At 71.4% G+C, this 26399-nt stretch carries 23 protein-coding genes; 14 read left to right on the forward strand and 9 right to left on the reverse strand.

What is annotated here, in order from left to right; translation table 11 throughout:
* Positions 1–238: 238 nt before the first annotated feature.
* The 8 genes from Dsi01nite_RS37155 to Dsi01nite_RS37190 all read left to right on the forward strand — a co-directional run bounded on the left by Dsi01nite_RS37155 (position 239) and on the right by Dsi01nite_RS37190 (position 9058).
* On the forward strand, positions 239–1258 hold the full coding sequence (locus tag Dsi01nite_RS37155; RefSeq protein WP_239136444.1) for a gluconeogenesis factor YvcK family protein: 1020 nt from the start codon (positions 239–241) through the stop codon (positions 1256–1258).
* The gene (gene whiA / locus Dsi01nite_RS37160; RefSeq protein ID WP_203851060.1) at positions 1249–2229 is read left to right on the forward strand and encodes a DNA-binding protein WhiA; all 981 of its coding nucleotides are present in this window, start codon (positions 1249–1251) and stop codon (positions 2227–2229) included. The genes Dsi01nite_RS37155 and whiA overlap by 10 nt, the downstream gene beginning before the upstream one ends.
* A gap of 1167 nt (positions 2230–3396) precedes the next feature.
* Complete coding sequence (gene gap, locus Dsi01nite_RS37165) at positions 3397–4401, forward strand: type I glyceraldehyde-3-phosphate dehydrogenase (protein ID WP_203851061.1); 1005 nt, start codon at positions 3397–3399, stop codon at positions 4399–4401.
* Positions 4398–5585 (forward strand): phosphoglycerate kinase, encoded by a 1188-nt coding sequence (locus Dsi01nite_RS37170; protein ID WP_203851062.1) that lies wholly within the window; start codon positions 4398–4400, stop codon positions 5583–5585. The genes gap and Dsi01nite_RS37170 overlap by 4 nt, the downstream gene beginning before the upstream one ends.
* A 3-nt stretch (positions 5586–5588) precedes the next feature.
* Positions 5589–6371, forward strand: coding sequence for a triose-phosphate isomerase (gene tpiA / locus Dsi01nite_RS37175; protein WP_203851063.1), 783 nt, complete (start codon positions 5589–5591; stop codon positions 6369–6371).
* A gap of 243 nt (positions 6372–6614) precedes the next feature.
* Positions 6615–8288, forward strand: coding sequence for an ABC transporter substrate-binding protein (locus Dsi01nite_RS37180; RefSeq protein ID WP_203851064.1), 1674 nt, complete (start codon positions 6615–6617; stop codon positions 8286–8288).
* A gap of 51 nt (positions 8289–8339) precedes the next feature.
* Positions 8340–8597, forward strand: a complete 258-nt coding sequence (secG, locus tag Dsi01nite_RS37185; RefSeq protein ID WP_203851065.1) for a preprotein translocase subunit SecG — start codon at positions 8340–8342, stop codon at positions 8595–8597.
* Between the two features lie 122 nt (positions 8598–8719).
* Positions 8720–9058 (forward strand): RNA polymerase-binding protein RbpA, encoded by a 339-nt coding sequence (locus tag Dsi01nite_RS37190; protein WP_203851066.1) that lies wholly within the window; start codon positions 8720–8722, stop codon positions 9056–9058.
* A 662-nt stretch (positions 9059–9720) separates the two neighbouring features.
* Here the strand turns inward: Dsi01nite_RS37190 and pgl are convergent.
* The 6 genes from pgl to tkt all read right to left on the reverse strand — a co-directional run bounded on the left by pgl (position 9721) and on the right by tkt (position 18186).
* On the reverse strand, positions 9721–10425 hold the full coding sequence (gene pgl / locus Dsi01nite_RS37195; RefSeq protein WP_203851067.1) for a 6-phosphogluconolactonase: 705 nt from the start codon (positions 10423–10425) through the stop codon (positions 9721–9723).
* Positions 10422–11429 (reverse strand): glucose-6-phosphate dehydrogenase assembly protein OpcA, encoded by a 1008-nt coding sequence (locus Dsi01nite_RS37200; protein ID WP_203851068.1) that lies wholly within the window; start codon positions 11427–11429, stop codon positions 10422–10424. The genes pgl and Dsi01nite_RS37200 overlap by 4 nt, the downstream gene beginning before the upstream one ends.
* A 16-nt stretch (positions 11430–11445) precedes the next feature.
* Entirely contained in the window at positions 11446–12963 is a 1518-nt protein-coding gene (gene zwf, locus Dsi01nite_RS37205) for a glucose-6-phosphate dehydrogenase (RefSeq protein ID WP_203851069.1), read from the reverse strand.
* Between the two features lie 5 nt (positions 12964–12968).
* A complete protein-coding gene (locus Dsi01nite_RS37210) occupies positions 12969–14837 on the reverse strand; it encodes a hypothetical protein (protein ID WP_203851070.1) in 1869 nt (622 codons plus the stop codon).
* Between the two features lie 51 nt (positions 14838–14888).
* Entirely contained in the window at positions 14889–15998 is a 1110-nt protein-coding gene (tal, locus tag Dsi01nite_RS37215; RefSeq protein ID WP_203851071.1) for a transaldolase, read from the reverse strand.
* 61 nt (positions 15999–16059) lie between these two features.
* Positions 16060–18186 carry a transketolase gene (gene tkt / locus Dsi01nite_RS37220; RefSeq protein ID WP_203851136.1) on the reverse strand — a complete coding sequence of 709 codons (2127 nt, stop codon included), beginning with the start codon at positions 18184–18186 and terminating at the stop codon, positions 16060–16062.
* Between the two features lie 589 nt (positions 18187–18775).
* On the opposite strand from tkt, the gene Dsi01nite_RS37225 reads away from it, so the two are divergent.
* From Dsi01nite_RS37225 to Dsi01nite_RS37250, 6 genes are all read left to right on the forward strand, one after another.
* On the forward strand, positions 18776–19690 hold the full coding sequence (locus tag Dsi01nite_RS37225; protein WP_308442123.1) for a heme o synthase: 915 nt from the start codon (positions 18776–18778) through the stop codon (positions 19688–19690).
* A 300-nt stretch (positions 19691–19990) separates the two neighbouring features.
* Positions 19991–20314 (forward strand): hypothetical protein, encoded by a 324-nt coding sequence (locus Dsi01nite_RS37230; RefSeq protein ID WP_203851073.1) that lies wholly within the window; start codon positions 19991–19993, stop codon positions 20312–20314.
* Between the two features lie 24 nt (positions 20315–20338).
* Positions 20339–21253 (forward strand): ATP-grasp domain-containing protein, encoded by a 915-nt coding sequence (locus Dsi01nite_RS37235; protein WP_203851137.1) that lies wholly within the window; start codon positions 20339–20341, stop codon positions 21251–21253.
* Positions 21250–22086: an undecaprenyl-diphosphate phosphatase gene (locus Dsi01nite_RS37240; RefSeq protein WP_203851074.1), complete on the forward strand. Its 837-nt coding sequence runs from the start codon at positions 21250–21252 to the stop codon at positions 22084–22086. The genes Dsi01nite_RS37235 and Dsi01nite_RS37240 overlap by 4 nt, the downstream gene beginning before the upstream one ends.
* 43 nt (positions 22087–22129) lie before the next feature.
* On the forward strand, positions 22130–22777 hold the full coding sequence (locus tag Dsi01nite_RS37245) for a fibronectin type III domain-containing protein (protein ID WP_203851075.1): 648 nt from the start codon (positions 22130–22132) through the stop codon (positions 22775–22777).
* Between the two features lie 19 nt (positions 22778–22796).
* Entirely contained in the window at positions 22797–23549 is a 753-nt protein-coding gene (locus tag Dsi01nite_RS37250) for a TIGR03089 family protein (RefSeq protein ID WP_239136445.1), read from the forward strand.
* Between the two features lie 25 nt (positions 23550–23574).
* On the opposite strand, the gene Dsi01nite_RS37255 is transcribed toward Dsi01nite_RS37250, so the two are convergent.
* The 3 genes from Dsi01nite_RS37255 to Dsi01nite_RS37265 form a co-directional block, all read right to left on the reverse strand.
* The gene (locus Dsi01nite_RS37255) at positions 23575–24354 is read right to left on the reverse strand and encodes an IclR family transcriptional regulator domain-containing protein (protein ID WP_203851076.1); all 780 of its coding nucleotides are present in this window, start codon (positions 24352–24354) and stop codon (positions 23575–23577) included.
* On the reverse strand, positions 24354–25484 hold the full coding sequence (gene pcaB, locus Dsi01nite_RS37260; protein WP_203851077.1) for a 3-carboxy-cis,cis-muconate cycloisomerase: 1131 nt from the start codon (positions 25482–25484) through the stop codon (positions 24354–24356). Before pcaB ends, Dsi01nite_RS37255 begins: the two co-directional genes overlap by 1 nt.
* Before the next feature lie 101 nt (positions 25485–25585).
* Positions 25586–26380 carry a CoA-transferase subunit beta gene (locus Dsi01nite_RS37265; RefSeq protein WP_239136446.1) on the reverse strand — a complete coding sequence of 265 codons (795 nt, stop codon included), beginning with the start codon at positions 26378–26380 and terminating at the stop codon, positions 25586–25588.
* Positions 26381–26399: the final 19 nt, after the last annotated feature.

Raw genomic sequence — 26399 nt, forward strand, 5'->3', positions numbered from 1 at the left:
CCACGAGTCGGCAGCCGGCCACGCGACGCCCTCGGGCCACGCGACGTCGGCTGGCCACGAGTCGGCAGCCGGCCACGCGACGCCCTCGGGCCACGCGACACCGGCCGGTCACGAGACGGCAGCCGGCCGCGCGGTGCCTGCTGGCCATGCGACGCCGGCCAGCCATGCGACGCCCTCGGGCCACGCGACGCCGTTGGCCCACGCGACAGCGGCCGGTCACGAGCCGGCAGCCGGCCGCGTGACACCCGCTGGCCGCCACGCCGCCGTCGCAACCCCCGGCGCGGCCCGGCGGCCGGTGCGGGTCGTCGCCTTCGGCGGGGGCCACGGCCTGTCCGCCTCGCTCCGCGCGCTCCGCCTCATCCACCAGGACATGCCCCTGGACATCACCGCCGTCGTCACCGTCGCCGACGACGGGGGGTCCAGCGGGCGGCTGCGCGCGACCCGCGACATCCTGCCGCCGGGCGACCTGCGGCAGGCGCTCGCCGCGCTCGCCGACGAGGAGGCGATCGCCGAGGTGTTCCAGCACCGGTTCGCCGGCAGCGATGACCTCGCCGGGCACCCCGTCGGCAACCTCGTCCTGTGCGCGCTGATGGAGCTCGCCGGTGACCCGGTCGTCGCGCTGGACCAGGCGGCCGAGATGCTCCGCTGCGACGGGCGGGTCCTGCCCATGTCCCGGCAGCCGCTGCACATCGAGGCGGACCTGTCCGAAGGTGGCGAGGTCGTCACCGTACGCGGTCAGCACGCCGTCGCCGTCACCCTCAAGACGATCGACCGGGTCCGGTTGGTGCCGGCGACGCCCGAGGCCTGCGTCGAGGCGGTGCGGGCGACCACCGACGCGGACTGGTTGCTGTTCGGGCCCGGATCGTGGTTCACCAGCGTGATTCCGCACCTGCTGGTGCCGCAGCTCGCCGCAGCGATCTCCATGAGTGGAGCGAAGCGCCTGGTCACACTGAACCTCGCACCCGACAGTGAAACGACTGGATTGACCCTGCCGGAACACCTTGCCGCCCTGCGTCGTTACCTACCTGGGTTACATGTCGATGTAGTTCTTGCCGACGGGAAAGCCGTAGGCGACCCCGAACCGGTCCATCGTGCGGCAGAATCGCTGGGTGCCCGTCTGGTGCTCGCGCCGGTGGCCGTCGCGGACGGAGCACCGCTGCACGACCCGCACGCGCTGGCGACAGCCTTGGAACCACTGCTGAGCAGCACGACCGACAGTTCGATTGAGCCCCGCGAGGTGACGACAGAATGGCGATGACCGCTGCGGTCAAGGACGAGCTGAGCAGGGTGGACGTAGCCAAACCCTGCTGCCGGCGCGCCGAGATGGCCGCGCTGCTCCGCTTCGCGGGCGGGTTGCACATCGTCTCCGGCCGGGTGGTCGTCGAGGCCGAGCTCGACACCAACGCGGCCGCCCGCCGGCTGCGGCGGGAGGTTTCCGAGGTTTACGGGTACCAGAGCGAAATTCACGTTCTTGCCTCTGGTGGTCTGCGCAAGGCCAGCCACTTCATCGTCCGGGTGGTCAAGGACGGCGAGGCGCTCGCCCGGCAGACCGGCCTGCTCGACGTCCGTGGCCGGCCCGTCCGCGGCCTGCCGCCGCACGTCGTCTCGGCGAACATGTGCTGCGCCGTCGCGGCCTGGCGAGGCGCGTTCCTGGCGCACGGCTCGCTGACCGAGCCGGGCCGCAGCTGCGCGCTGGAGATCACCTGCCCCGGCCCCGAGGCCGCGCTCGCCCTCGTCGGCGCCGCCCGGCGCATCGGCATCACCGCGAAGGCCCGCGAGGTCCGCGGCGTCGACCGCGTCGTGGTCAAGGACGGCGACGCGATCGCCGCGCTGCTCACCCGGATCGGCGCGCACCAGAGCGTCCTCACGTGGGAGGAACGCCGGGTCCGCCGCGAGGTCAGGGCCACCGCCAACCGGCTCGCCAACTTCGACGACGCCAACCTGCGCCGCTCCGCCCGCGCCGCCGTGGCCGCCGCCGCCAGGGTCGCCCGCGCGATGGAGATCCTCGCCGAGAACGCCCCCGAGCACCTGTTCAGCGCCGGCACCCTGCGCCTGGAGCACCGGCAGGCCTCCCTGGAGGAGCTGGGTGCCCTCGCGGACCCGCCGCTCACGAAGGACGCGATCGCCGGACGCATAAGGCGTCTGCTCGCCCTCGCCGACAAGCGCGCCCGCGACCTCGGAATCCCGGACACCGAATCCGCCGTCACCCCGGAGATGCTGGTCAGCTGACCGATCCGGACGGCTCCGGTCCGTCGTGGGCGCGACCGCCGCTCCCGTCAGCCACCGGTCGGCCGTGAACGGCCTCCCTGCCACCTCCGCGGTCAGTCGCGCAGCCACGACCTGCGGTCGTGACAAGCACGCAGCCGCCGGGCGGCCGCATCCGCGCCCGCCCGGACCCTGGCCGTCCGCGCCTGCGGCCGGGCGTGCCGTCCGCGTCGTGCCGTCCGCGTCGTGCCGTCTCGATCATGAACCCCACGCTCGCGGTCGGGTCGCCGGCGCGACCGCGTGACGACTTCGATCACGCCGGGCAAGATCCGAAGCGTGTCGCCTGGCGTCGATCCCCTGGATTGCCGCCGGGTTGACGGTGGGCGGTTCACAGATCGAAGTCGTCTGGCGGTTGTCCGGGCGGCCGGTGCGCCTTCGATCACGGCGGCGTCGCGTGTGGTCCGCCGGTCAAGTGGGTGAGTCGCGAGATCCGAAGCGTGTCACCTGGTGTTGATCCCTGGGATTGCCGCCAGGTTGACCATGGGCAGATCGAATCGTCTGGTGGTTGTCCCCGAAACGGACAGTCGTCCGCGCGATCGGCATGCGCCTTCGATCACGGCGGCGTCGCGTGTGGCCGGTCGGTGGGTGGGCGGAGCGATCCGAAGCGTGTCACCTGGCGTTGATCCCCTGGATTGCCGCCGGGTTGACGGTGGGCGGCTGATCGAAGTCTTCTGGTGGTCGTGCGGGTGACTGCCCACACAGCCGGTGCGCGCCTTCGATCATGGCGGCGCTCCCGTACGGCCCGCCGGCCGGTGAAACCGCGCCCAGTTCTCACGCCGATAATCGTATTTTCGGCCGCAAAGCGGACATGCCACAGGTGCGTTCCGTCCCAAGGGGCACAACCGTCACGGCGCCAAGATCGAGTCGTCGCCCGGGTGGGTGCCTGCCCGTGGTGCCGGTCGGTCGGAACGGCCCCGGGCTGTGTGCTCAGACACCCCGACGGCAATCCGGCGGCCCCAAGGCGATAGGGTTTTCCTGTTCGGCGACGAAGCCGTCCGTATGCCGCTCCACGCGGCCGCTCCCCGCTCATGGGCCTCAGCGATCAGGCCCCCGACCGGGCGAGCCATGATCACTCACGGGCGACCGGCATCGGCAACGGCCGGCCGCGACGAGGCGAGGAGATGTGTCGAAGTGACCATCCGGGTTGGCATCAACGGCTTCGGCCGCATCGGCCGCAACTTCTTCCGTGCGGCGCTGGCCAAGGGCGCTGACATCGAGGTTGTGGGCGTCAATGACCTCACCGACAACGCGACGCTGGCGCACCTGCTCAAGTACGACAGCATCCTGGGCCGCCTGCCCTACGAGGTGAAGGCGACCTCCGACGAGATCACCGTCAACGGCAAGACGTTCAAGGCGCTCGCCGAGCGTGACCCGTCGAAGCTGCCGTGGGGCGACCTGGGCGCCGACGTCGTGATCGAGTCGACCGGCATCTTCACCGACGCCGACAAGGCCAGGGTGCACGTCGAGGCGGGCGCCAAGAAGGTCATCATCTCGGCGCCGGCCAAGGGCGAGGACGTCACGGTCGTCCTGGGCGTCAACGAGGACAAGTACGACGCGGCGAACCACACGATCATCTCCAACGCGTCGTGCACCACGAACTGCCTCGCGCCGATGGCCAAGGTCATCAACGACACGTTCGGCATCGAGCGTGGCCTCATGACCACGATCCACGCGTACACGCAGGACCAGAACCTGCAGGACGCCCCGCACAAGGACCTGCGTCGCGCCCGCGCCGCCGCGCTCAACATCGTGCCGACCTCGACCGGTGCCGCCAAGGCGGTCTCGCTGGTCCTGCCCGAGCTCAAGGGCAAGCTGGACGGCTACGCGCTGCGGGTGCCGATCCCGACCGGCTCGGCCACCGACCTGACCGTCACCGTCGGTCGTGAGACCACGGTCGACGAGGTCAACGCCGCGATGAAGGCCGCCGCCGACGGCCCGCTCAAGGGCATCCTCGTCTACACCGAGGACCCGATCGTCTCCAGCGACATCGTCACCGACCCGGCGTCGTGCATCTTCGACGCGGGCCTGACCAAGGTCATCGGCAACCAGGTGAAGGTCGTCGGCTGGTACGACAACGAGTGGGGCTACAGCAACCGCCTCGTCGACCTCGTCACGCTGGTGGGCACCGGCCTGTGAAGACGCTCGACGACCTCCTGAGCGAGGGCGTCGCGGGTCGGCGCGTGCTCCTGCGCGCCGACCTGAACGTTCCGCTCGACGGAGAAAAGATCACCGACGACGGGCGCATCCGGGCGGTCCTGCCGACGCTCAACGCGTTGCGTGAGTCCGGCGCGCGGGTCACCGTCGTGTCGCACCTGGGCCGCCCGAAGGGCGAGCCCGACCCGAAGTACACGCTGCGGCCGGTCGCGAACCGGCTCGGCGAGCTGCTGGGCAAGCCGGTCGCGTTCGCCACCGACACCGTCGGCGAAACGGCCCGGGCCGCGGTGGCCGGGCTCGGTGACGGCGACGTGGCACTGCTGGAGAACCTGCGCTTCAACAAGGGCGAGACCAGCAAGGACGAGGCCGAGCGCGGCGAGTTCGCCGGGCAGCTGGCCCAGTTCGCCGACGTCTACGTGGACGACGCGTTCGGTGCCGTGCACCGCAAGCACGCCAGCGTGTTCGACGTGGCTGCGCTGCTCCCGCGGTACACCGGCGGCCTCGTCCAGAAAGAGCTCGACGTGCTGTCGAAGCTCACGGGCAACCCTGAGCGGCCGTATGTCGTGATCCTCGGTGGCTCCAAGGTCTCGGACAAGCTCGCCGTGATCGAGGCGCTGCTGCCGAAGGTCGACAAGCTGCTGATCGGCGGCGGCATGTGCTTCACCTTCCTCAAGGCCCAGGGCCACGAGGTCGGCAAGAGCCTGCTGCAGGACGAGATGGTCGCCACCTGCGCGGACCTGCTCGCCCGGGGCGGCGACAAGATCGTGCTGCCCGTCGACGTGGTGACCGCCGACAAGTTCGCGGCCGACGCGAAGACCCAGGTCGTCGCCGCGGACGCGATCCCGGCCGACGAGCTCGGCCTGGACATCGGACCGGAGTCGGTGGTGCTGTTCGCGCAGGCCGTCGAGTCCGCGAAGACCGTGTTCTGGAACGGTCCGATGGGCGTGTTCGAGCTCGCGCCGTTCGCCGCCGGCACCCGTGGCGTCGCTGAGGCGATCACGAAGATCGACGGTTTCAGCGTGGTCGGTGGCGGCGACTCGGCCGCGGCCGTGCGTGCGCTCGGCATCCCGGAGGACGGGTTCAGCCACATCTCGACCGGTGGTGGTGCGTCCCTGGAGTTCCTCGAGGGCAAGGCACTCCCCGGCATCACGGCACTGGAGGGCTGAGCGATGGCGGAAGCGACAGGCCGCCGGCCGCTCATGGCCGGCAACTGGAAGATGAACCTCAACCACCTCGAGGCCATCGCCCTGGTGCAGAAGCTGGCGTTCAGCCTCAACGAGCAGCAGCTGACCGACGTCGAGGTGGTCGTGCTGCCGCCGTTCGTCGACATCCGCAGCGTGCAGACGCTGACCGACGGCGACAAGCTGCTCATCGGCTACGGCGCGCAGGATGTGTCGCAGCACAAGTCGGGCGCGTACACGGGCGAGATCTCCGGCGCGATGCTGGCGAAGCTCGGCTGCCAGTACGTCGTGGTCGGGCACTCGGAGCGCCGCCAGTACCACAACGAGGACGACGCGCTCGTCAACGCCAAGGTGAAGGCGGCGCTCGCGAACGGCATCGCCCCGATCCTGTGCGTCGGCGAGGGCCTGGCGGTCCGCGAGGCCGGCGAGCACGTGGGCTACACCCTCGCGCAGCTCGACGCCGCGCTCGAGAAGATCAAGACCGACGAGGTCGAGAAGATCGTCGTGGCGTACGAGCCGGTCTGGGCCATCGGGACCGGCAAGGTCGCGACCCCGCAGGACGCGCAGGAGGTCATCGGCGCGATCCGGACCCGCCTCGCGGAGAAGTACACCGGCGGCACCGCCGACCGGATCCGCATCCTCTACGGCGGGTCGGTCAAGCACGACAACGTGGCCTCGATCATCGAGCAGCCCGACATCGACGGCGCGCTCGTCGGTGGCGCCAGCATCGATGCGGAGGGTTTTGTCCGCATCTGCCGTCTCGGCAAGTAACCGCTTCTCAACGCAGCGTCGCGCGGTCCGGATTCGGGCCGCGCGACGCTGTTTTGTATCCCACCCCACGTTCCGCACGGTGTGAACGCCGCCTAAAGTGGCCTGGTCCGCAGCCCCGACACCGGGTTGCCGGACGTACCCGCGCACCAGCTCGCGCGGGATTCAAGCCAAGGCCACCCGCCACGAACGGGTCGACCATGACGAGTGGGGACGAGCATGCACGGCAAGCGTTTCGTTGCGTCGTTGGTCGGTCTGTCCCTGCTCGCCACGGCGGGGTGCAGCGACGCCGGCGCCGAGAACCAGCCGCAGCCGCCGAAGACCGGCGGGACCCTCCGCGTCGTCGTCAGCGCCAAGCCGGCCCACCTGGACCCGCAGCGCATCGCGACCGCGACCGAGGCCAACGTCAGCCGCCTCACCACCCGGACCCTCACCACGTTCCGCTCCGAGCCCGGTGAGGCCGCCAGCGAGATCGTCGGCGACCTGGCCACCGACGCCGGCCGCCCCAGCGAGGGCAACCGGGTCTGGGACTTCCAGCTCAAGGACGACATCCGCTGGGAGGACGGCTCCCCGATCACCTGCGCCGACGTGAAGTACGGCGTGGAGCGCAGCTTCTCCAGCCTGTTCAGCGTCGCCCAGCCGTACGCGAAGACGTACCTCGCCGGCACCGACAACTACGCGGGCCCGTTCGTCGGCGGCAACAACAACGGCAAGGGCCTGCAGTCCGTGCAGTGCGTCGACAACCGCAACATCAAGTTCACGCTGTCCCAGCCGGTCGGCGACTTCGGCTACACCGCCGCCATGTCCGTGTTCGCGCCGGTCCTCGCCAAGCAGGACACCAAGGGTGAATACGACAAGAAGCCGTTCTCCAACGGGCCCTACAAGCTGCAGGAGAACTCCGACCAGCAGCTCGTCTACGTCCGCAACCAGTACTGGGACCGCAAGACCGACAGCGTCCGCAAGGCGTACCCCGACAAGATCGTGATCGAGGCCAACGGCGACCTGCCGACCGTCACCTCGAACCTGATCCAGAGCGAGGGCGACTGGGCGGAGACGATCGACCTGGACAAGAACGTCGCCCCGAACTTCGTCCAGCAGGTCGTCAACGACGCCGCGCTGTCCGCCCGCGCGGTCCAGGGCAGCTACGGCGGCATCCGGTACCTGTCGCTCAACACCAAGCGGATGCCCGAGCTGGACTGCCGGCGGGCCCTCGTCTTCGCCTTCAACAAGCGCAAGTTCCGCGCGGCCCTCGGCGGCTCCGTCTTCGGCGACTACGCCAACACGATGATCGCCCCGCAGCTGAAGGCCCACAAGGACTTCGACCTGTACGACAGCACCGCCAACGTCGAAGGCAAACCCGACGTGGCGATGAAGCTGATGGACGACCAGCGCAACAAGGGCAAGCCGTGCGCCACGACGCTCACCCTGGCCATCCCGGAGCAGAAGGACATCCGGCGCCTCGCCACGACCATGGTCGAGACGTATCAGCAGATCGGCATCCAGATCAAGGTCAACGGCATCGACCCGGAGACGTACTTCGACGTCATCGGCAACCCCGCCAACGCCAATGACCTGCTGTGGGCCGGCTGGATCCCGGACTGGGCCAACGGCTCCGCCGTCATCCCGCCGCTGTTCGACGGCCGGCTGATCCCGACCAAGGCCAACGCCACCAACAACCAGAACTACGCGCTGCTCAACGACCCCGAGATCAACAACGACATCACCGCGGCCCTGGAGGAGTCGGTGCCGGAGCGGCAGTACCGGCTCTGGGGCGAGCTCGACGAGAAGATCGCGAGCCGGGCCGTCTCCATCCCGATCATCTACATGAAGGCCCTGCGGATGTCCGGCAACAAGGTCCGCGGCGGCTTCATCCACCCGCAGTTCGGCCAGCCCGACCTGTGTGCCCTGGGCCTCGTCTAATCCAGTAAGCTTCGGCGGTAGCTTTCCGCCCACCGAGAGGACGACCGCGCCATGACGGCGTTCGCCTACACCCTGATCGTGCTGCTCCTCATCACGAGCGTCCTGCTCACCTTGCTCGTGCTGCTGCACCGCGGCAAGGGTGGTGGCATGTCGAGCATGTTCGGCGGTGGTGTCTCATCCAGCCTGGCCGGCTCCTCGGTCGCTGAGAAGAACCTCGACCGCTACACGCTGCTGGTCGGCATCATCTGGTTCGCCTGCATCATCGGACTTGGCCTCTGGCTGAAAATTGTCCAGAATGCTGGTGTCTGAACACGCTCCGCGTTCTACACTCATGCGCGCGGTCCGGTCGACGGCCCGCGCGCAGGTGTTTTTCGCCCACACTCCTGCCTCCGCACGACGTCGCACCCCCCGACGAACAGGAGCGAGCAGCCGTGGCAGCTGGTAACGCCATCCGCGGGACCCGAGTCGGTTCCGGCCCGATGCGCTGGGCCGAACGCGGTGAACAGGCCCCCCGCCGCAGCATCACCTACTGGTGCGCCAACGGGCACGTGACCGAGCCCGCCTTCGCCGCCGAGATCACGCCCCCCGCCACCTGGGACTGCCCCCGGTGCGGACTTCCGGCGGGTCAGGACGAGCAGGCCCCGCCGGAGCGCCCCCGCACCGAGCCGTACAAGACCCATCTGGCCTACGTGAAGGAACGCCGCTCCGAAGAGGACGGCGAGGCGATCCTGGCCGAGGCGCTCGCCCGCCTCCGCCAGCGCCGCAACTAGCCCAGCACCCGGTTCGTCGGCCGACCCGTCGGGCCGGCCGACGGGTGCCGCCCTGATCAACCGCCGGCAACGCCGTCTGTGCGACCCCAGCCGGGATCCAACGCGGATCGAAGCCCGGCCCGCCCGCCGAAGCCGCGGGCGCCCGCTGGCTGTCCACGAGGGCGGGTCTTCGGTTCCGTCCGCTCGCCCGTTGATCCGCCTGGCGATCGAAGGCGTGTCCCGGTCGTGTGGATGGCCAGAGCTGTCCTTCGATCACGGCCGCGGGGCGCATCGAAGGCGGCACGGCTGCCGCGGGAGCTGCAGGCACGCAGTCCGCCCTCGGCCGATTCCAGCGGGCGCTCGGATTCCATGATCCGGAAGGGTTCGGGCAGCGGCCAGGAGTCGCGGAGCGAAGACTCCCGACTGCTCGTCAAAGAGCCGGGGACGCGGGAACGCCTGTCCCGGCGTTCCCGCGTCCCCGGATAAGCCTTTCTGCGAACTTCGTCCAGCCCTCGGAGCGGATCTTCCTGGTGATCGAAGCCGCGGGCCGGCCGTCCTTCGACCACGGCGGCAAGATCGCAGGACTTCGCTGGTCGTCCACGCGGCCCCCTGGCGGCCGGCCCGGAGCGTCACCTCCGCGGCCGGTGGTGCGCAAGGACCACCGGAGGAAGGCGCGGCGCGGGCTACGAGCGTGGCGCCAGGGCGTCGGTGTCGACCAGCCACAGCGTCCGCTCGCGGCCGTGCACCTTCGCCGCGGGCAGCGACGCCGCGCCGTTCAGCGCCTCGCGCACCGCGTCCGCCTTGCCGGCGCCCGACGCCAGCAGCCACACCTCGGCCGCCGTGTTGAGGGTCGGCAGCGTGAGGGTGAGGCGGACCGGCGGTGGCTTCGGGCTGTCGTGGACGTCCGCGACCGGCCGGGGGTCGGTGAGCGCCGGGTACCCCGGGAAGAGCGACGCCACATGGCCGTCCTCGCCGACGCCCAGCAGGACGACATCAAAAACAGCGGCGGCGAGCGAGTCCGCGTAGGCCGACGCCGCCGCGGCGGCGTCGACACCGTCGGCCGCGGGCATCGGATGCACCCGGTCCGGGTCGACCGGCAGGGAGGACAGGAAGGCCTCGCGGGCCTGGGTCTCGTTGCGGTCGGGGTCGCCGGAGGGCAGGAACCGTTCGTCGCCCCACCAGAACTCGACCCGGGACCAGTTGACGGCGTCGCGGGCCGGGCTGTCGCGGACCGCGGCGTAGATCTTGGCGGCGATGCGGCCACCGGTGAGGACCACGGATGCGACGCCCCGCTCCGCCTGCGCGTCCGAGAGCCGGACGATCAGGCGGGCGGCGACGGCCTCGGCGAGCAGCTGAGGGCTGGCATGGTTGTGTACGACGGCGGTCATGAAGCGACGGGCTCCAGGGGAGTGGCCTCGGGACGCTCGGCGAGTGCCGGGTCCTTCCAGATGTGCACCCGCGGCGCGAGCCGCTCGTCGAGGCTGCTCCGGCCGGTCGCGGCCGCGAGCGCCGCCGCGTAGGGCTGGTCCGGGTCGAGGCGGCGCAGCTCCTCGGCGAGCTCCTCGCCGAGCGGACGGCGGCTCAACGGCAGGATCCGGTCGGACTGGCCGGTGCGCTGGAGGGTGGCGATGCCGGCGTTGAGGTCGCGGATGAGGTTCATGGTGCTGCCGTCGGCGAGCTCCAGGTTCACCGCCTCCATGATCTTGCCCTGGCCGCTGCGGCGGGTCGGGTGGACGCCGAGCCGGGCCTCGAGCCAGCCGCCGAGCAGCGGCGCGGTCGGGTCCGTGTCCGGGGCGATGATCTCGACCGCCTTGACGCCGATGTTGGTGGCGTCGAACGCGCCGGCGAGGAGCGTGCGCCACGGGGTGATGCGGGACCAGGACAGGTCGGTGTCGCCGGGCACGTAGTCGTCGGCGCGGATGCGCAGGTTGCCGACGGGGTCCGCGGCCTGGGCGCTGTCGGTGATGCGGCGGTCCGCGACGACACCGAGCGGGTCGTACGCGATCCGCTCCGGCGGGGCGCACTGCCACCAGGTCACCACCGGCACGTCCGGGGCGAGCAGCGGCATGACGACCGACTCGGCGTGCAGCGCGAGGCGGCCCTGCATGCGCATGACGACCGCCTCGCACGGGCCGAGGCGGCCCCCGACGACGATCTCCGCGTCGAGGCGGGACCGCTGCTGGGTGACGTCGGCGCGCACGATGATGAGCAGCCGGCACGGGTGCGCGGACGCGGCGATGGTCGCGGCCGCCTCCGCCTCCCGGACCTGCCGTTCGTCGACGACGGCGACGAGCGTGAGCGCGAGGCCGCTGGTGAGGCCCCCGGCGCTGCGGCGCTCGTTCGCGAGGGCCTTGACGACCTCGATACCGGTGGTGTCCCAAAGTCCGATCATGACGTGAATCCCCCCACTAGGCCCGGCGCCAGGCGCGGCCCTCGCGGGCCAGCATCTCGTCAGCTGCTCGCGGACCCCACTCGCCCGCGCGGTACGGCTCGGGCGTCGAACCCGCCCACGCCTCCTCCAGGGGGTCGATGACGTTCCAGCTCGCCTCGACCTCGGCCGAGTCGGGGAACAGCGTCTTGTCGCCGACGAGGACGTCGAGGATGAGCCGCTCGTACGCCTCGGGGCTGGCGTCGGTGAACGCCTCGCCGTACTGGAAGTCCATCGCGATGTCGCGGACCTCCATCGTCGTGCCGGGGACCTTCGAGCCGAACTTCAGCATCACGCCCTCGTCGGGCTGGACCCGGATGACCAGCTGGTTGTGCCCGAGCATCTCCACGTCGGTCTGGTGGAACGGCAGGTGCGGCGCCTTCTTGAAGGAGATCGCGAGCTCGGTGACCCGGCGCGGCATGCGCTTGCCGGCCCGGACGTAGAACGGCACCCCGGCCCAGCGGCGGTTCTGGACGCCGAGGCGCATCGCCACGTACGTCTCCGTCTTCGACTCCTCGGGGACGTCCTTCTCCTCGAGGTAGCCGGGGACCCGCTCGCCCGCGACCCAACCGGTCAGGTACTGCCCGCGAACCGTGTTGGTGAACACGTCCGTGGGCACCGTGATCGCATTGAGGACCTTGAGCTTCTCGGTGCGGATCGCGGTCGCGTCGAACGCGGTCGGCTCCTCCATCGCGACGAGCGCGAGGAGCTGCATCAGGTGGTTCTGCACGACGTCGCGGGCGGTGCCGACGGTGTCGTAGAACCCGGCGCGGGTGCCGATGCCGACGTCCTCGGCCATCGTGATCTGCACCGAGTCGACGTAGTTGGAGTTCCACACCGGCTCGAACAGGTTGTTCGCGAAGCGCAGCGCCAGGATGTTCTGGACCGTCTCCTTGCCCAGGTAGTGGTCGATGCGGAACACGTCCTGCGCGGTGAACGCGTCGTCGACGAGGTCGTTGAGCTGCCGGGCCGTGGTCAGGTTGTAGCCGAACGGCTTCTCGACCACGACGCGCCGCCAGCCGCCGGACTTCGCGTTGTCGGACATGCCGGTGCGTTCGAGCTGCTTGAGCACGACCGGGAACGCCGACGGCGGGATCGACAGGTAGAACGCCGCGTTGCCGGGGATGCCGGACTCGTCGTGCAGGTCGGAGAGGGTCTGCGCCAGGTGGTCGAACGCGGCGTCGTCCTCGAACGAGCCGGGCACGAACTTGATGTTGCCGGCCAGCCGGGACCACACCTCCTCCCGCCACGCGGTGCGGGCGCCGCTCTGCGCGGCCTTGCGGGCGAGGTCCTCGAAGTCGCCGTCGCCCCAGTCGCGCCGGGCGAAGCCGAGCACCGCGAAGCTTGGCGGCAGCAGACCCCGGTTGGCCAGGTCATAGACCGCCGGGATGAGCTTCTTGCGGGCAAGGTCACCGGTGACACCGAAGATGACCAGCGCGCACGGCTCGGGAATCCGAGGCAGTCGCCGGTCCTGCGGGTCCCGCAAGGGATTGGTCATCACACTCACCCTCCGAGGGCGGCCAACAGTTGGTCGATACCGGAAGTCCGGTCGGTCAGGTGCAGTCGTAGCAACGGCCGGCCCCGGTCGAGCAGGGCCTGCCGGTCGTCCGCGGCCTCGGCGGCCTGGAGTTCGCCGAACGTATAAGGACGCCCGGGCACCCGCAGGTCCGCTGTGACCGCGCCGGTGATCTGGATCGTCATTTCGGCAGGGGTACCGGCAGCGCCGCCGACGCCCGCAGCGGGCTGGACGGCTCCACCGCCCCAGGCGAACGTCACGGCGCGATTGACCCGGCCGGCGAGTCCGGTCCGCACGGAAAGGGCCGCGGCATCGCCGATCCTGTCGAGGTACGCGTGCACCGCCAGGATCGCTCCGGGCGGCACGGCCTGTGCGAACTCGTCGAGGGCACCGATCAGGGTCGTCGCGGTGACGGCCCCGTGCACCTCCACGGCCCCGTCGACGAACCTGGGCACCTGCGGCGGCAGCCCCGTGTCGAGGACCCGGAGCACCCCTTCCTGCGAGGACGGACGACCGGTGCCGGCGGGCCCCGCGCCGGGGGGCCCTGCGGGGGCGATGAGGCCGGCGACGGTGAGGGCCTGCTCCCAGGCGAGCAGCTGCGCGCCGAGCGGCCCGTTGACGGCGAGGTCGGGGGCGATGCCGCCGCCCGGCATGATCCCGGGGACGAGGGCCCCGCCGATGGTCACGCTGAGCACGTCCGGCCCCTCGTGCCCCCAGCTGCTCGGCGTCTCCAGCACGACCGCAACGGCCCGCGAGCCGGCGCCCCCTGTCGTGGCGGGCCCCGAGCCGGGAACCCGTGAGCCGGGAGGCCCCGGCGTGGTGAATCCTGAGCCGGCAGGTCCCGACGCGGTGGGCGCTGAGCCGGCGGGCCCTGAGGCAGCGGGCCCTGAGGCAGCGGGCCCTGAGCCGGCGGGCCCTGAGGTGGCGGGACCCGAGGCGGCGAGCAGGGCGGCCACCCATTCGCCGAGCCCGACGATCCCGCTGCCGTCGGGCGCCAGGGCGAACTTGTTCCGCCCTGCGTCGACGGCGGCGGCGAGGGCGGACCCGAGCGCGACGGCCGGATGCCCGAGCTGACCGGCGTGAGAGCCGGCAGAGGACCCGGCGGCGGACCCGGCAGAGAACCCCGCGGAGAACCCGGCACGTGGGGCCGCGGCGGGCAACGACACGGCCGGGGCGAACCCGGCCGGCGGCAACGCGAACCCGGCCGGCCCCGCGGCGCGCCGCGGCGGCTCAGCCAGGGCGAACGCCTGCTCGACGAGGTCGCCGATGTCGGCGCCGGCGAGACCGGCCGGCACCAGCGAGAACGCGGACAGCGCACCCGGCTGGGCGAGGAACAGCTGCGCGCCCATCTCCAGCGCGGTCGTCGCGAGGGGCGAGCCGGGGACGGTGACGAAGACGAACCGGCGGCCGAGGTCGTGGATCCCGTGGTCCTCGAACGCCTGCAGGTACGCCCGCCGGTGGCTGTCCGTCGCCAGGGGCGTCGAGGTGGGCGACGTCGAGGTCAGCACGACGACGGTGCGCTGCAACCGGTCGGCGACGGCGGCGGCGACGCCTTGGGGGTCGGTGCCGGACAGGACGGTCAGCGGCATGCCGAGGGTGCGGGTGATCGCCTCGGCCGCCCGGGCCCCGGCGAGGTCGCCGCCGAGGTTGCCGGCAAGGTCGCCGGCGACGAGGACGACGTGGTCGAGGCCGACGGCCCGCAGCTCGGTGCGGAGCGCGGTGACCCGCGGCACCACGTCGTAGTCGGGGGACCAGTCGGGCAGGGCGGTGCGGGTGTCGATCTCACCGGCGACGGCCGCGGCGCCGAACACCGTGAGTCCGGCCGCCGCGGTGACGTCGTCGAGAAGATCAGGCACCCGCACCCCCTGGAGATGACCTGCAAGATCACCAGACTACAAAAACGTGCCTTACTTGGCGGCCTCGAGCGCGGACTTCACGGTCTCGATCATCTCGTTGCCGCTGACGCTGAACTTCTCGACGCCTTCGCGCTCGAGGACCTGCACGACGTCGTCGTAGTCGATGCCGACCGCGGCGAGGGCGTCCATGACCTGCTGGGCCTCCGCGTAGGAGCCGGTGATCGCGTCGAGGCGGACCTCGCCGTGGTCGGCGAACGCGTGGATGACCGACTCGGGCATGGTGTTGACCGTGCCCGGCGCGACCAGCTCCTCGACGTAGATGACGTCGCGGTATTCGGGGTTCTTCGTCGATGTCGACGCCCACAGCGGCCGCTGCGGCTGCGCGCCGGCGTCGGCGAGGGTCTGCCAGCGCTCGGAGGAGAACAGCTCCTCGTACTTCTTGTACGCGAGCTTCGCGTTGGCGATCGCGGCCTTGCCCTTGAGCGCCTTCGCCTCGTCGGTGCCGATCTTGTCGAGGCGCTTGTCGTATTCGGAGTCGACGCGCGACACGAAGAACGACGCGACCGAACCGATCTTGGACAGGTCGTGGCCGTTGGCCTTGGCCTGCTCGATGCCGGCGAAGAACGCGTTCATGACCGCTTCGTAGCGCTCCAGGGAGAAGATCAGGGTCACGTTGACGCTGATGCCCTCGGCCAGCACGGCGGTGATCGCCGGCAGGCCTTCCCGGGTCGCGGGGATCTTGATGAACAGGTTGTCGCGGTCGACGAGCCACCACAACGCCTTCGCCTCGGCGACGGTGCGGGCGGTGTCGGCCGCGAGGCCGGGGTCGACCTCGATGGAGACCCGGCCGTCGACACCCTTGCTGGCGTCGGCGGCGGGTTTCATGACGTCGCAGGCCCAGCGCACGTCATACGTCATGAGCGTGCGCATCGCCTCGTTGACCTGCGCGTCGCGCAGGGCGAGGTCCTTCACCTGGCCGGCGTAGTCCTCGGCGGAGGTCAGCGCCTTGGCGAAGATGGTGGGGTTGGTGGTGACGCCCACGACGTGCTGCTCACGGCGCAGCTTGTCGAGGCCGCCGGTGCTCAGCCGCGCCCGGGAGAGGTCGTCGAGCCAGACCGCCACACCCGCGGCGGAGAGCTCGGCCAGCCGATCGGAACTCATCGCTATGCTCCTCTAACTCAGATGCCGGTGTCTCAGATTGCCGATGCTCAGGTGCCGATGCTCAGGTGCCGGTGGTGGTGCCGGTGATCACGCCGACCTTGGCGAGCGAGGCGTGCGCGGCCGCGACGACCTTGTCGACGGTGAAGCCGAACTGCTCGAACAACACGGTGTGGGGGGCGCTCGCGCCGTAGTGCTCGATGCTGACGGCCACGCCGTAGTCGCCGAGGATGTGCTGCCACGACATGGCGATGCCGGCCTCGACGGTGACCTTGGCCTTGACCCCGGTCGGCAGGACCTGCTGGCGGTAGGCCAGGTCCTGCTCCTGGAACCACTCCTGGCAGGGCATCGACACGACCCGGGTCGGGGTGCCCTCGGCCTCCAGGCGCCGCTGGGCGCCGACGGCGAGCTGCACCTCGGAGCCGGTGGCGATGATGATCACCTTCGGCTGCCCGTCGGAGGCGTCCTTGAGGATGTAGCCGCCCTTGGCGGTGCCTTCGGCCGACGCGTATTCGGTGCGGTCCAGCGTCGGCAGGTTCTGCCGGCTCAGGGCGAGGGCGACCGGGTGGTCGGTGACCTCCAGGGCCCGGCGCCACGCCCACGCGGTCTCGTTGGCGTCGGCCGGGCGGACCACGGACAGGCCGGGGATCGCGCGCAGCGCGGTCAGGTGCTCCACCGGCTGGTGCGTCGGGCCGTCCTCGCCGAGGCCGATCGAGTCGTGCGTCCACACGTAGACGACGGGGAGCTTCATGATCGCGGCGAGGCGCACCGCGGGCCGCATGTAGTCGGAGAACACGAGGAACGTGCCGCCGTAGGGCCGGGTCGGGCCGTGCAGCTTGATGCCGTTGAGGATCGCGCCCATGCCGTGCTCACGGATGCCGAAGTGCAGCGTGCGACCGTACTCGTTGCCGGGGAACGCCTTCGTGGCGAACTGCGGCGGCAGGAAGGACGGCTCGCCCTCCATCGTGGTGTTGTTGCTCTCGGCCAGGTCGGCGGAGCCGCCCCACAGCTCCGGCAGGACCGCGGCGAGAGCGCCGAGCGTGTCACCGGAGGCCTTGCGGGTGGCGATGCCCTTCTCGCTGGCCGGGAACTCCGGCAGCGCCTTGTGCCAGCCGACCGGCAGCTGGCCCGAGAACAGCCGCTCCAGCAGCGCGGCGCGGTCGCCGGCGGTGTCCTTCCACGCCTCGAAGCCCTTGTCCCACTCGGCGTGCAGCTCGCGGCCGCGCTCGATCGCGGCGCGGGTGTGCGCGAGGACGTCGTCGGACACCTCGAACGTCTGCTGCGCGTCGAAGCCCAGGATCTGCTTGGTCGCGGCGACCTCGTCGGCGCCGAGCGCCGAGCCGTGGATCTTGCCGGTGTTCTGCTTCTTCGGGGCGGGCCAGCCGATGATCGTGCGCAGCGCGATGAACGACGGGCGCTCCGTCTCGGCCTTCGCGGCCTGGATCGCGTCCCACAGCGCCTCGACGTCCTCGGCGTAGACGCCGTCGCCCGCGTCGTGGCCGGCGCGCCAGTCGACGGTCTGCACGTGGAAGCCATACGCCGCATACCGCGCGGCGACGTCCTCGCTCTTGGCGACCTTGGTGTCGTCCTCGATCGAGATCTCGTTGTCGTCGTAGATGAGGACGAGGTTGCCCAGCTTCTGGTGGCCGGCGATCGCGCTGACCTCGTGGCTGATGCCCTCCTCGATGTCACCGTCGGAGGCCACCACGTAGACGTGGTGATCGAACAGGCTCTCCCCGACGGCGGGCTCGGGGTCGAACAGGCCACGCTCGCGGCGGGCCGCCATCGCCATGCCGACCGCGTTGCCGATGCCCTGGCCGAGCGGGCCGGTGGTGGTCTCCACACCGGCGGTGTGCCCGTGCTCGGGGTGCCCCGGGGTGAGCGAGCCCCACTGCCGCAGCGACCTGAGGTCGTCGAGGCTCAGGCCGTAGCCCGAGAGGTACAGCTGGATGTACAGCGTCAGGCTCGAGTGTCCACAGGAGAGCACGAAGCGGTCGCGGCCGATCCAGTTCGGGTCGGTCGGGTCGTGCCGCATGACCTTCTGGAACAGCAGGTAGGCCGCGGGTGCCAGGCTCATCGCCGTGCCGGGGTGGCCGTTGCCGGACTTCTCGACGGCGTCCATGGCGAGGACCCGCACCGTGTCGACCGCTCGGCGGTCGACGTCGGACCAGGAAAGCCCCGACCGGGAAATCTCAGGACCCTTGACCTCTTCAGCGCTCACGGCTGTGCTGCTCCTGTCGAACGAGGGATAGCAGGGCTGTTCAGATCGACCCTACCCACGAACGGGTAGCCCCACGCGCAGTCGACCATGTTTCGGACATCGGCGACACTGCCAGAGATACTGCCTGCGGCAACGGTAGTCGATGGCCGCATGTCCGTTCACCGCTGCGCGACTGCCCGGATGTGTGATGTCGGCGGCAAACCCGGATCGGTTCAGCCCTGCGCGAAACTTTTGCTGGGACGGCACGGCCACCCGCCGCGCAGCCGCCACACGGCCGCCGTCCCCCGGTCGCACGGAGGCGTCCGCCGATGTGGTGGGGTCCCGCTCTGGCCTGCGTTGATCCTGTTCTAGGATGCGAGAGCCCGCCGGTCTCGGCGGGACCCTCGGTTCCGCCCTACCCCTGCCGCGCCGTATTCCGGCCGCGGCCGGTGCGGCAGGCGGGCCAGGTGTGGCCGAGCCGGAAGGTGGCTATCCAGACGTGACGCAGCTCGTCGACCGCACGGCGGTCCCCCAGAGCCAGAGCGCGTCCGGCCCGGTCCGCCCCACGACGGCAGCGGCACTGGCCCGGGCCCAGCAGGAGCAGGCCGCCGACCGCCGGGCCGGGTTCGGCGCCGTGGTCAAGGCCTATGTCTCGCTGACCAAGCCCCGCATCGTCGAGCTGCTGCTCATCACGACCGTCCCGGCGATGCTCCTCGCGGAGCGTGGCGTGCCGTCGCCGTGGCTGATGGCCGTGGTGTTGATCGGCGGCTCCCTGGCCGCCGGCGCCGCCAACGCGCTCAACTGCTACATCGACCGCGACATCGACCCGCTGATGAAGCGGACCTCGCGCCGCCCCCTCGCCACGCACAGCATCACGCCGCGGGCGGTGCTGATCTTCGGGCTGACCCTGGCGGCGCTGTCCACGGTGTTGATGGCGACGTTCACCAACCTCCTGGCGACGCTGCTCACCGTCGGCGCCATCGCCTACTACGACCTCGTCTACACGCTGTGGCTGAAGCGCACCACCCCGCAGAACACGGTCTGGGGCGGCGCGTGCGGCGCGGCGCCGGTGCTGATCGGCTGGGCCGCGGTCACCGGTGGGCTGGCCTGGCCGGCGTGGGTCATGTTCGCGGTCGTCTTCCTGTGGCAGCCGCCGCACTTCTACGCCCTGGCGATCAAGTTCAAGGACGACTACGCCCGCGCCGGCATCCCGATGCTGCCGGTCGTGGCCAGCATGCGCCGGGTCGGCCTGGAGACGGTGATCTACAGCTGGCTGACGGTGGCCGCCTCGGTGGCGCTGTGGCCGTTCGGGATGACCGCCGTCTACGGGGTCGTCGCGGTCGTCGTGGGCGCGTTGCTGCTGCTGGAGGCCCACCGGCTGGACGGCCGGGCCCGCCGCGGCGAGCCGCTCAAGCCGATGCGGCTGTTCCACTGGTCGGTCACGTATCTCACGCTGCTGTGCGTGGCGATCGGAGTAGACGTCTTCATCCAGTGATTTCGTTGCACCCCGGGCCGGATCAGATCCGCGCCGGGGGCGACTTGACCGCTGCGAAATGCCGACCTAAGCGGGACTTAACCCAGAAACGCCCGAATTCTTGGCACACCGCGCGTCGGCCTACTTCACGTGATGCATGTCTCTCGTTGGGTCATGAAAACAGGCGCCTGAATATCCGGTTTTAACGGGTTCTGTCGGGGCAAAAAGAACCCCAGATGAACTAAACCTGTCAGTAACTACGGTCACACCAGGACCGTGGTTCACCCACGAGTGGCGGGTTACCCCTTTAGTGTGGCCGTCATGGCAGATGGTTCCGATACGACGATGACCCTGAGCCGCCCGGTGCCGGGCAGCCTGATCTCCGGCATCAAGTCCTTCGCGGACGACCACGGCGGCGCCAAGGCAGTCATCGAGTACGTCGGCCGGCGCGGTGCCCGCATCGTGCTCGTCGGGGAGGACGGCGTCTGGGGCGACCAGATGGCCGAAGGCACTGACATTGCACGATCCGCCTGCGTGCAGGCCGGTGTGAAGATCGAGAACGGCTGGGAGCGCGAGCTGCTCGAGCAGATGCGGCCCAGCAACGACCTCTGGCGCTCCATGGGGCGGCGTGTCCTTTCCCGCTGAGGTCGGTATCTTCGCTGCGTGATCATCGAACAGTCATGTTCCGCGACCCGGGCCGGTGCCCGGGTCGCTCTCGTTACCTGCGCCAAGCTGCCCGACCTCGACCCTGACGACCAGAGCCTGGTGCCGGCCCTCGCGGCCGCGGGCATCACCGCCGTCCCCACCGTCTGGGACGACCCCGCCGTCGACTGGTCCGGGTACGACCTCGCCGTGGTGCGCAACACCTGGGACTACCCGCGGCGCCGGGCCGAGTTCACCGCCTGGGCCGGATCCGTGCCGCAGCTCGCCAACGCGGCCGACGTCATCGCCTGGAACACCGACAAGCGCTACCTGCGCGAGCTCGCCGAGGCCGGCATCCCGATCGTCCCTACGACGTGGATCGACCCCGGTGACCCGGTCGACCTGCAAAAAGACGGCGAGACCCAGGGCGAGATCGTGGTCAAGCCGGCCGTGAGCGTCGGCAGCGTCGACACCGGCCGCTACCGGCTGCCCGAGCAGGAAGACCTCGCGGTCGCGCACGTGCGCCGGCTGCAGGACGCCGGGCGGCTGGTCATGGTGCAGCCGTACCTCGCCGACGTCGACACCGCCGGCGAGACGGCCCTGCTGTTCATCGGGGGCGTGTTCAGCCACGCGATCCGCAAGGGCCCGATCCTCACCGGCCCGGACGAGGGCGTCGACACCCTGTACCAGGAGGAATCCATCACGCCGAGAACACCGTCGCCGGCCGAGCACGCCCTCGCCGAACGGGTCCTGGACGCCCTGCCGTTCGACCGGTCCGCGCTGCTCTACGCCCGCGTCGACCTGCTGCCGACCCCCTCCGGCGACCCGGTCGTCATCGAGGTCGAGCTGACCGAGCCGTCGCTGTTCCTGACCACCGCCGCCGGCGCCCCCGACCGGCTCGCCGCCGCGATCGCCGGCCTGCTCCCCGCGGCCCGCCGGTGAACATCTTCGAGGCGGTCCTCCTCGGCTTCGTCGAGGGCCTGACCGAGTTCCTGCCGATCTCCAGCACCGGCCACCTCACCATCCTGGAGAAGCTCCTCGGCTACTCGATCGACGACCCCGACATCACCGCGTTCACGGCGATCATCCAGACCGGTGCCGTCCTGGCGACCGCGATCTACCTGCGCCGCGACATCGCCCGGATCGTCCCCGCGTTCTTCCGCGGGCTGTTCGACAAGACCCGCCGCGACAACGCCGACTACCGCTTCGCCTGGTCGGTGATCCTCGGTTCGATCCCCGTCGCGGTCATCGGCCTGCTGTTCAAGGACCAGATCGAGACCACGCTGCGCAGCCTCTGGTTCGTCGGCGGCGCCCTCATCGCGTTCTCCGGCGTCATGTGGTTCGCCGACCGGGCCGCCACGCAGCAGCGCCACGAGGCCGAGGTGACGTGGAAGGACACCCTGATCATCGGCACCGCCCAGGCCCTCGCCCTCATCCCCGGCATCTCCCGCTCCGGCGCGACGATGTCGGCGGGCCTGCTGCGCGACTTCGACCGGGTCACCGTCACCAGGCTGTCGTTCTTCCTGTCCATCCCCGCGCTGCTCGCCGCCGGCGTCCTGCAGATCGCCGACGAGCACGACAACATCGCCTCCGGCGTGGGCTGGCCCGCCACGATCACCGCGACCCTCGTCAGCGGCGCCGTCGGCTACCTGGCCGTCTCGTGGCTGCTGAAGTTCGTGGCGCGGCACACCTACACCGTCTTCATCGTGTACCGGGTCGCCCTCGGCACCCTCCTGCTCGTCCTCGTCGGCACCGGCACGATCGAAGCCACCTGAGACCCGCCCTAAACCCCCGCTCCGGGCCGCCGATGTACCTCATGTGAAACGGCGGCTCGGTGCGGCGTTCGTCCTGGCCGCGGCACTGCTGGCCGGCGTCGCCGGGTGCGGCGTGCTGCCCGGCCTCGGCGGCTCAGGGGCCGGCTCAGGGGCTGGCTCAGGTGCCGGCTCAGGGGCGAAGAAGGGCGGCAAGGTCCTCGACCTGCCGCAGAAGACGGTGTACTCGAAGGGCGACGCCGTCGACCCGTCCGCCGGGATGACCACCGGCGCGCCGGTCCGCGGCCCCCTCGCGTCGATCTCGCCGCTGCCGAAGGTCAGCCGCAGCTACCCGACGCCGAGCATGAGCCCGACCGAGTGCACCGGCGTGGTCCGCCCCGGCGTCATCAACGGCGCGTCGGTGGTCCCGAACACCACGTCCGCGACCGTCAGCTGGTGGAACGTCGGCGATCCCAACGTCGTGGAGTACCAGCTGACGTGGATGTCGCAGGAGCTGCTGACCGGGCCGCAGCCGGGCTGGACGTGGCAGTCGGTCCCGGTGGGGAAGGGCTGCACGCGGGTCACGGCGACGGTCACCGGGCTGATCTCGCAGACCCCGTACGTCTTCGTCGTGCACGCGCTGCTGAGGAAGTACGAGTCGCTGCCGCCCACGGCGCCGGAGATCGCCCGCTCCGAATCCGTGCGGATGCTCTGACCCCCGCTACCGTGGTCGGGTGCGTGACGTTCCCCAGTTGGTCCGACCCGCCGGTGTGGCCGGCATCGACCTGCCGCTGCTCACCCACTACGACCCGGACGGCCGGCGCACCGCGCTGACCGCCGCCGAGCTCGGTGGCTGGGCCGCCCGCACCGCCGGTCTGCTGCACGACTGCGGCCTGGGCTCCGGCAGCCGCGCCGCGGTCCTGCTGCCGCCGCACTGGCGCACGGCCGCAGCCCTGCTCGGCACGTGGTCGCTGGGGGTGGCGGTGTCGTTCCACCTGGCCGCGACCGCGGGGCTGCCGGCCGCCGGCCCGGACGCGGGCGTGCCGTTCGACGTGGTGTTCGCCGCCCGGGAGCGGCTCGGCTCGTGGCTGGAGGACATCCCCGAGGCGCCGCACCGGTTCGTCGTCGGGACCGACACTGCCCGTGACCCGCGCGACGTCATCGGCTGGCGCGACTTCGAGGCGGAGGCGGCCCGGCACCCGATGGCCGTGCCGGCGCCCGCGCTGGTGCGGACCGGGTCGGCGGCCAGCGGCGACGGCACCACCTACGGGCAGTGGGGCAGCATCGCCCGGGAGATCGCCGAGCGGCAGGACCTGCGTGCCGGCGACCGGATCGTCATCGACGCCACCGAGCACGAGCACCCGGTGAAGTGGCTCCTCGCCCCGCTGTCCGTGGGTGCGTCGATCATCCTGTGCACGGACCCGGCCCACCTCGACGGGATCGCCGCCGCCGAACAGGCCACCCGGGTGTTCGGGCGGCCCGCCTGAACGGCCGGCACGGGCCGAACACAGGTCAGAAGCGGCGGGCCGGCAGGTCCGCCTCGATGCGCGCGGCGGTGGCGACCAGCGGCGGCACCAGCGAACGCCGGATGGACTCGATCGAGTTGCGGCTGGCCGCGGCGGAGATGTTCAGCGCCGCCACCGTCCGGCCGGTCCGGTCCCGGATGGGCGCGGCGACGGACCGCAGCCCCTCCTCGAGCTCCTGGTCGACGAGCGCCCAGCCCTGCGACCGGGCCCGGTTGATCTCGGTGAGCAGGGCGGCCGCGGTGGCGACGGTGCGGGCGGTCAGCCGTTCCAGGCGGACCTTCGCCAGGTAGGCGTCGAGCTCCTCCGGGGGCAGTCCGGCGAGCATGACCCGCCCCATCGACGTCGCGTACGCGGGGAAACGGGTGCCGACGCTGATCGCCACCGTCATGATCCGGGACGTGGGCACCCGGGCGACGTAGACGATGTCGTCGCCGTCGAGGACGGAGACCGACGATGACTCGTTCACCTCGGCGACGAGGGACTCCAGGTGGGGTTCGGCGACGGCGGGCAGCGACAGGCCCGACAGGTAGGCGTACCCGAGTTCGAGGACCCGCGGGGTGAGGGAGAACTGCCGGCCGTCGCTGCGCACGTAGCCGAGCTCGCTCAGGGTCAGCAGGAACCGCCTGGCGGCGGCCCGGGTGACGCCGGTCGCGGCGGCGACCTCGGTGAGGGTCAGCTCCGGCCGGGCGGCGTTGAAGGCGCGGATGACGGCCAGCCCGCGTTCGAGCGACTGGACGAAATCCGGGCGCGGCGCGGAAGGCTCCATCACGGGCCCTTCGCGTGCGCCTGGAGTGCGCGGTCCACCAGTACACCAGCGGCATCGGGGGACTCATCCGACCTGGTGGTGCGGCTGAGGTTGGCGCGCATGACGTCGGGGTGCACGAGCAGCCGTTCGAGGGCCGCCCGCAGCCACGCGGCCGCGGAGCCGGTGCAGACGAGCAGCTCCCGCAGCGGCCGCCACTCCGCGTGCCAGGCCCCGGCGGCGCGTTCGTGTTCGTGCGCCATCGCGGCGAGGAGGCTGGCGACCAGGCCAGGCGCCGAGCCGGCGCTGCCGAGGGCGCAGACGGCGGCGACCGGGTTGCGTTTGTGCGGCATCGCCGACGAGCCGCCGGGGCTGCCGTCGGAGGCCTCGTCGACCTCGTCCTGTGCCATGAGGGTCAGGTCCCGGGCGACCTTCGCGACGATCCCGGCGGCGGCGCCGAGGGCACCGGCGAGGTCGGCGACCCGGGTCCGTTCGGTGTGCCAGGGCAGGACCGGTTCGGTGAGGCCGAGGAGCGTGGCGAGGCCCTCGACGACGTCGGGCCCGTCGTCGCCGAACGGGGCGAGGGTGCCGGCGGCGCCGCCGAACTGCACCGCGAGCCGCTCGCGCCGGACCTGCTCCAGGCGCCAGCGGGCGGCGTCGAGGCCGCTGAGCCAGCCGGCGGCCTTCAGCCCGAACGTGGTCGGCACCGCCTGCCGCAGCAGCGTGCGGCCGATCATGCGGGTGTCGCGGTGCTCGCGGGCGAGGCGGGCGGCCAGCTCCGCGCACGCGGCGAGGTCGGCGAGCAGCGGCCGCAGCGCCTGCGACGCGACCAGCATCCCGGCGGTGTCGAGGATGTCCTGGCTGGTGGCGCCGAGGTGGACGGAAGGGCCGGCCGGGCCGGCGAGCGCCCGCAGCGTCTCGACCAGGGGCACGACCGGGTTGCCGCTGGCGGCGGCCCGCGCGCCGAGGTCGGCCGGGTCGAAGTGCTCGGGTCGGGCGCAGCCGGCGATCGCGTCGGCGTCCGCCTGCGGGATCAGCCCGCTGAACGCCTGGACCTGCGCGAGGGCGGCCTCGACCTGGAGCATCGCGGTCAGCCACGCGTCGTCGCCGACGGCCGCGGCGACCTCGCCGCGGGCCAGGACGCCGTCAAACAAGCTGGAGGTATGCGGTTTCATGCTCGCCCTGACGGTGGGGGTGTGGACCGGTCCGACTCTATCGAGCTGCCCGCCGATGATCTCCGACATCGCCGGATGTGTCACGTGTTCCCTTCGTGAGGGCCCGCAGGGCCACGAGCCGTGAGGGCCCGCAGCGCCGCGAGCTCCACCGCGCTCGGCGGCGGGGTGTCCGCCAGATCCGGCGCGACGGCCAGGTCCCAGCCGGTCGCGGCGCGGGCCTGCTCGACGGTGACCCCGGGGTGCAGGTGGGTCAGCCGTAGCGCGCACGTCGCCGGGTCCGGGGCGAGGATCCCGAGGTCGGTGATGACCAGCACCGGCCCGCGGCCCGGCAGCCCCAGCGCGGCGCGGCTGCCGGGACCGTCGCCGTAGCCGACGGAGGTGCGGAAGGCGACCCGTGGCACGAACGTCCGGCTGGTCTGGCGGAGCACCACGTACACCTCCCGGCACGACGCGGCGATCTCCGGTGCGCCGCCGGCGCCGGGCAGCCGGACGCTCGGTGTGTCGTAGGGGCCGATGACCGTGGTGTTGATGTTGGCGTGCTCGTCGATCTGGGCGGCGCCGAGGAACCCGACGTCGATGCGTCCCGGTTGGAGCCAGTAGTTGAACATCTCGGGCACGCTGACGACGGCGTCGGCGGTCTCGGCGAGCTCGCCGTCGCCGATCGACAGCGGCGGCCGGGTCGGCCGGGCCCCGATCGTGCCGGACTCGTAGACGAGCACCAGGTCGGGGCTGCCGGTGCGGCGGGCGAGGTTGGCCGCGACGCTCGGCAGGCCGATGCCGACGAAGCACGCGGTGCGCCCCCGCAGCGCCCTGGCGGCGGCGACGGTCATCATCTCGTCGGGGCTCACCGGGCTGCTGGTCACAGGGCCGGTCACAGGGCCGGTCACAGGGCCG

The sequence above is a fragment of the Dactylosporangium siamense genome (assembly GCF_016862795.1).
Taxonomy (GTDB): domain Bacteria; phylum Actinomycetota; class Actinomycetes; order Mycobacteriales; family Micromonosporaceae; genus Dactylosporangium; species Dactylosporangium siamense.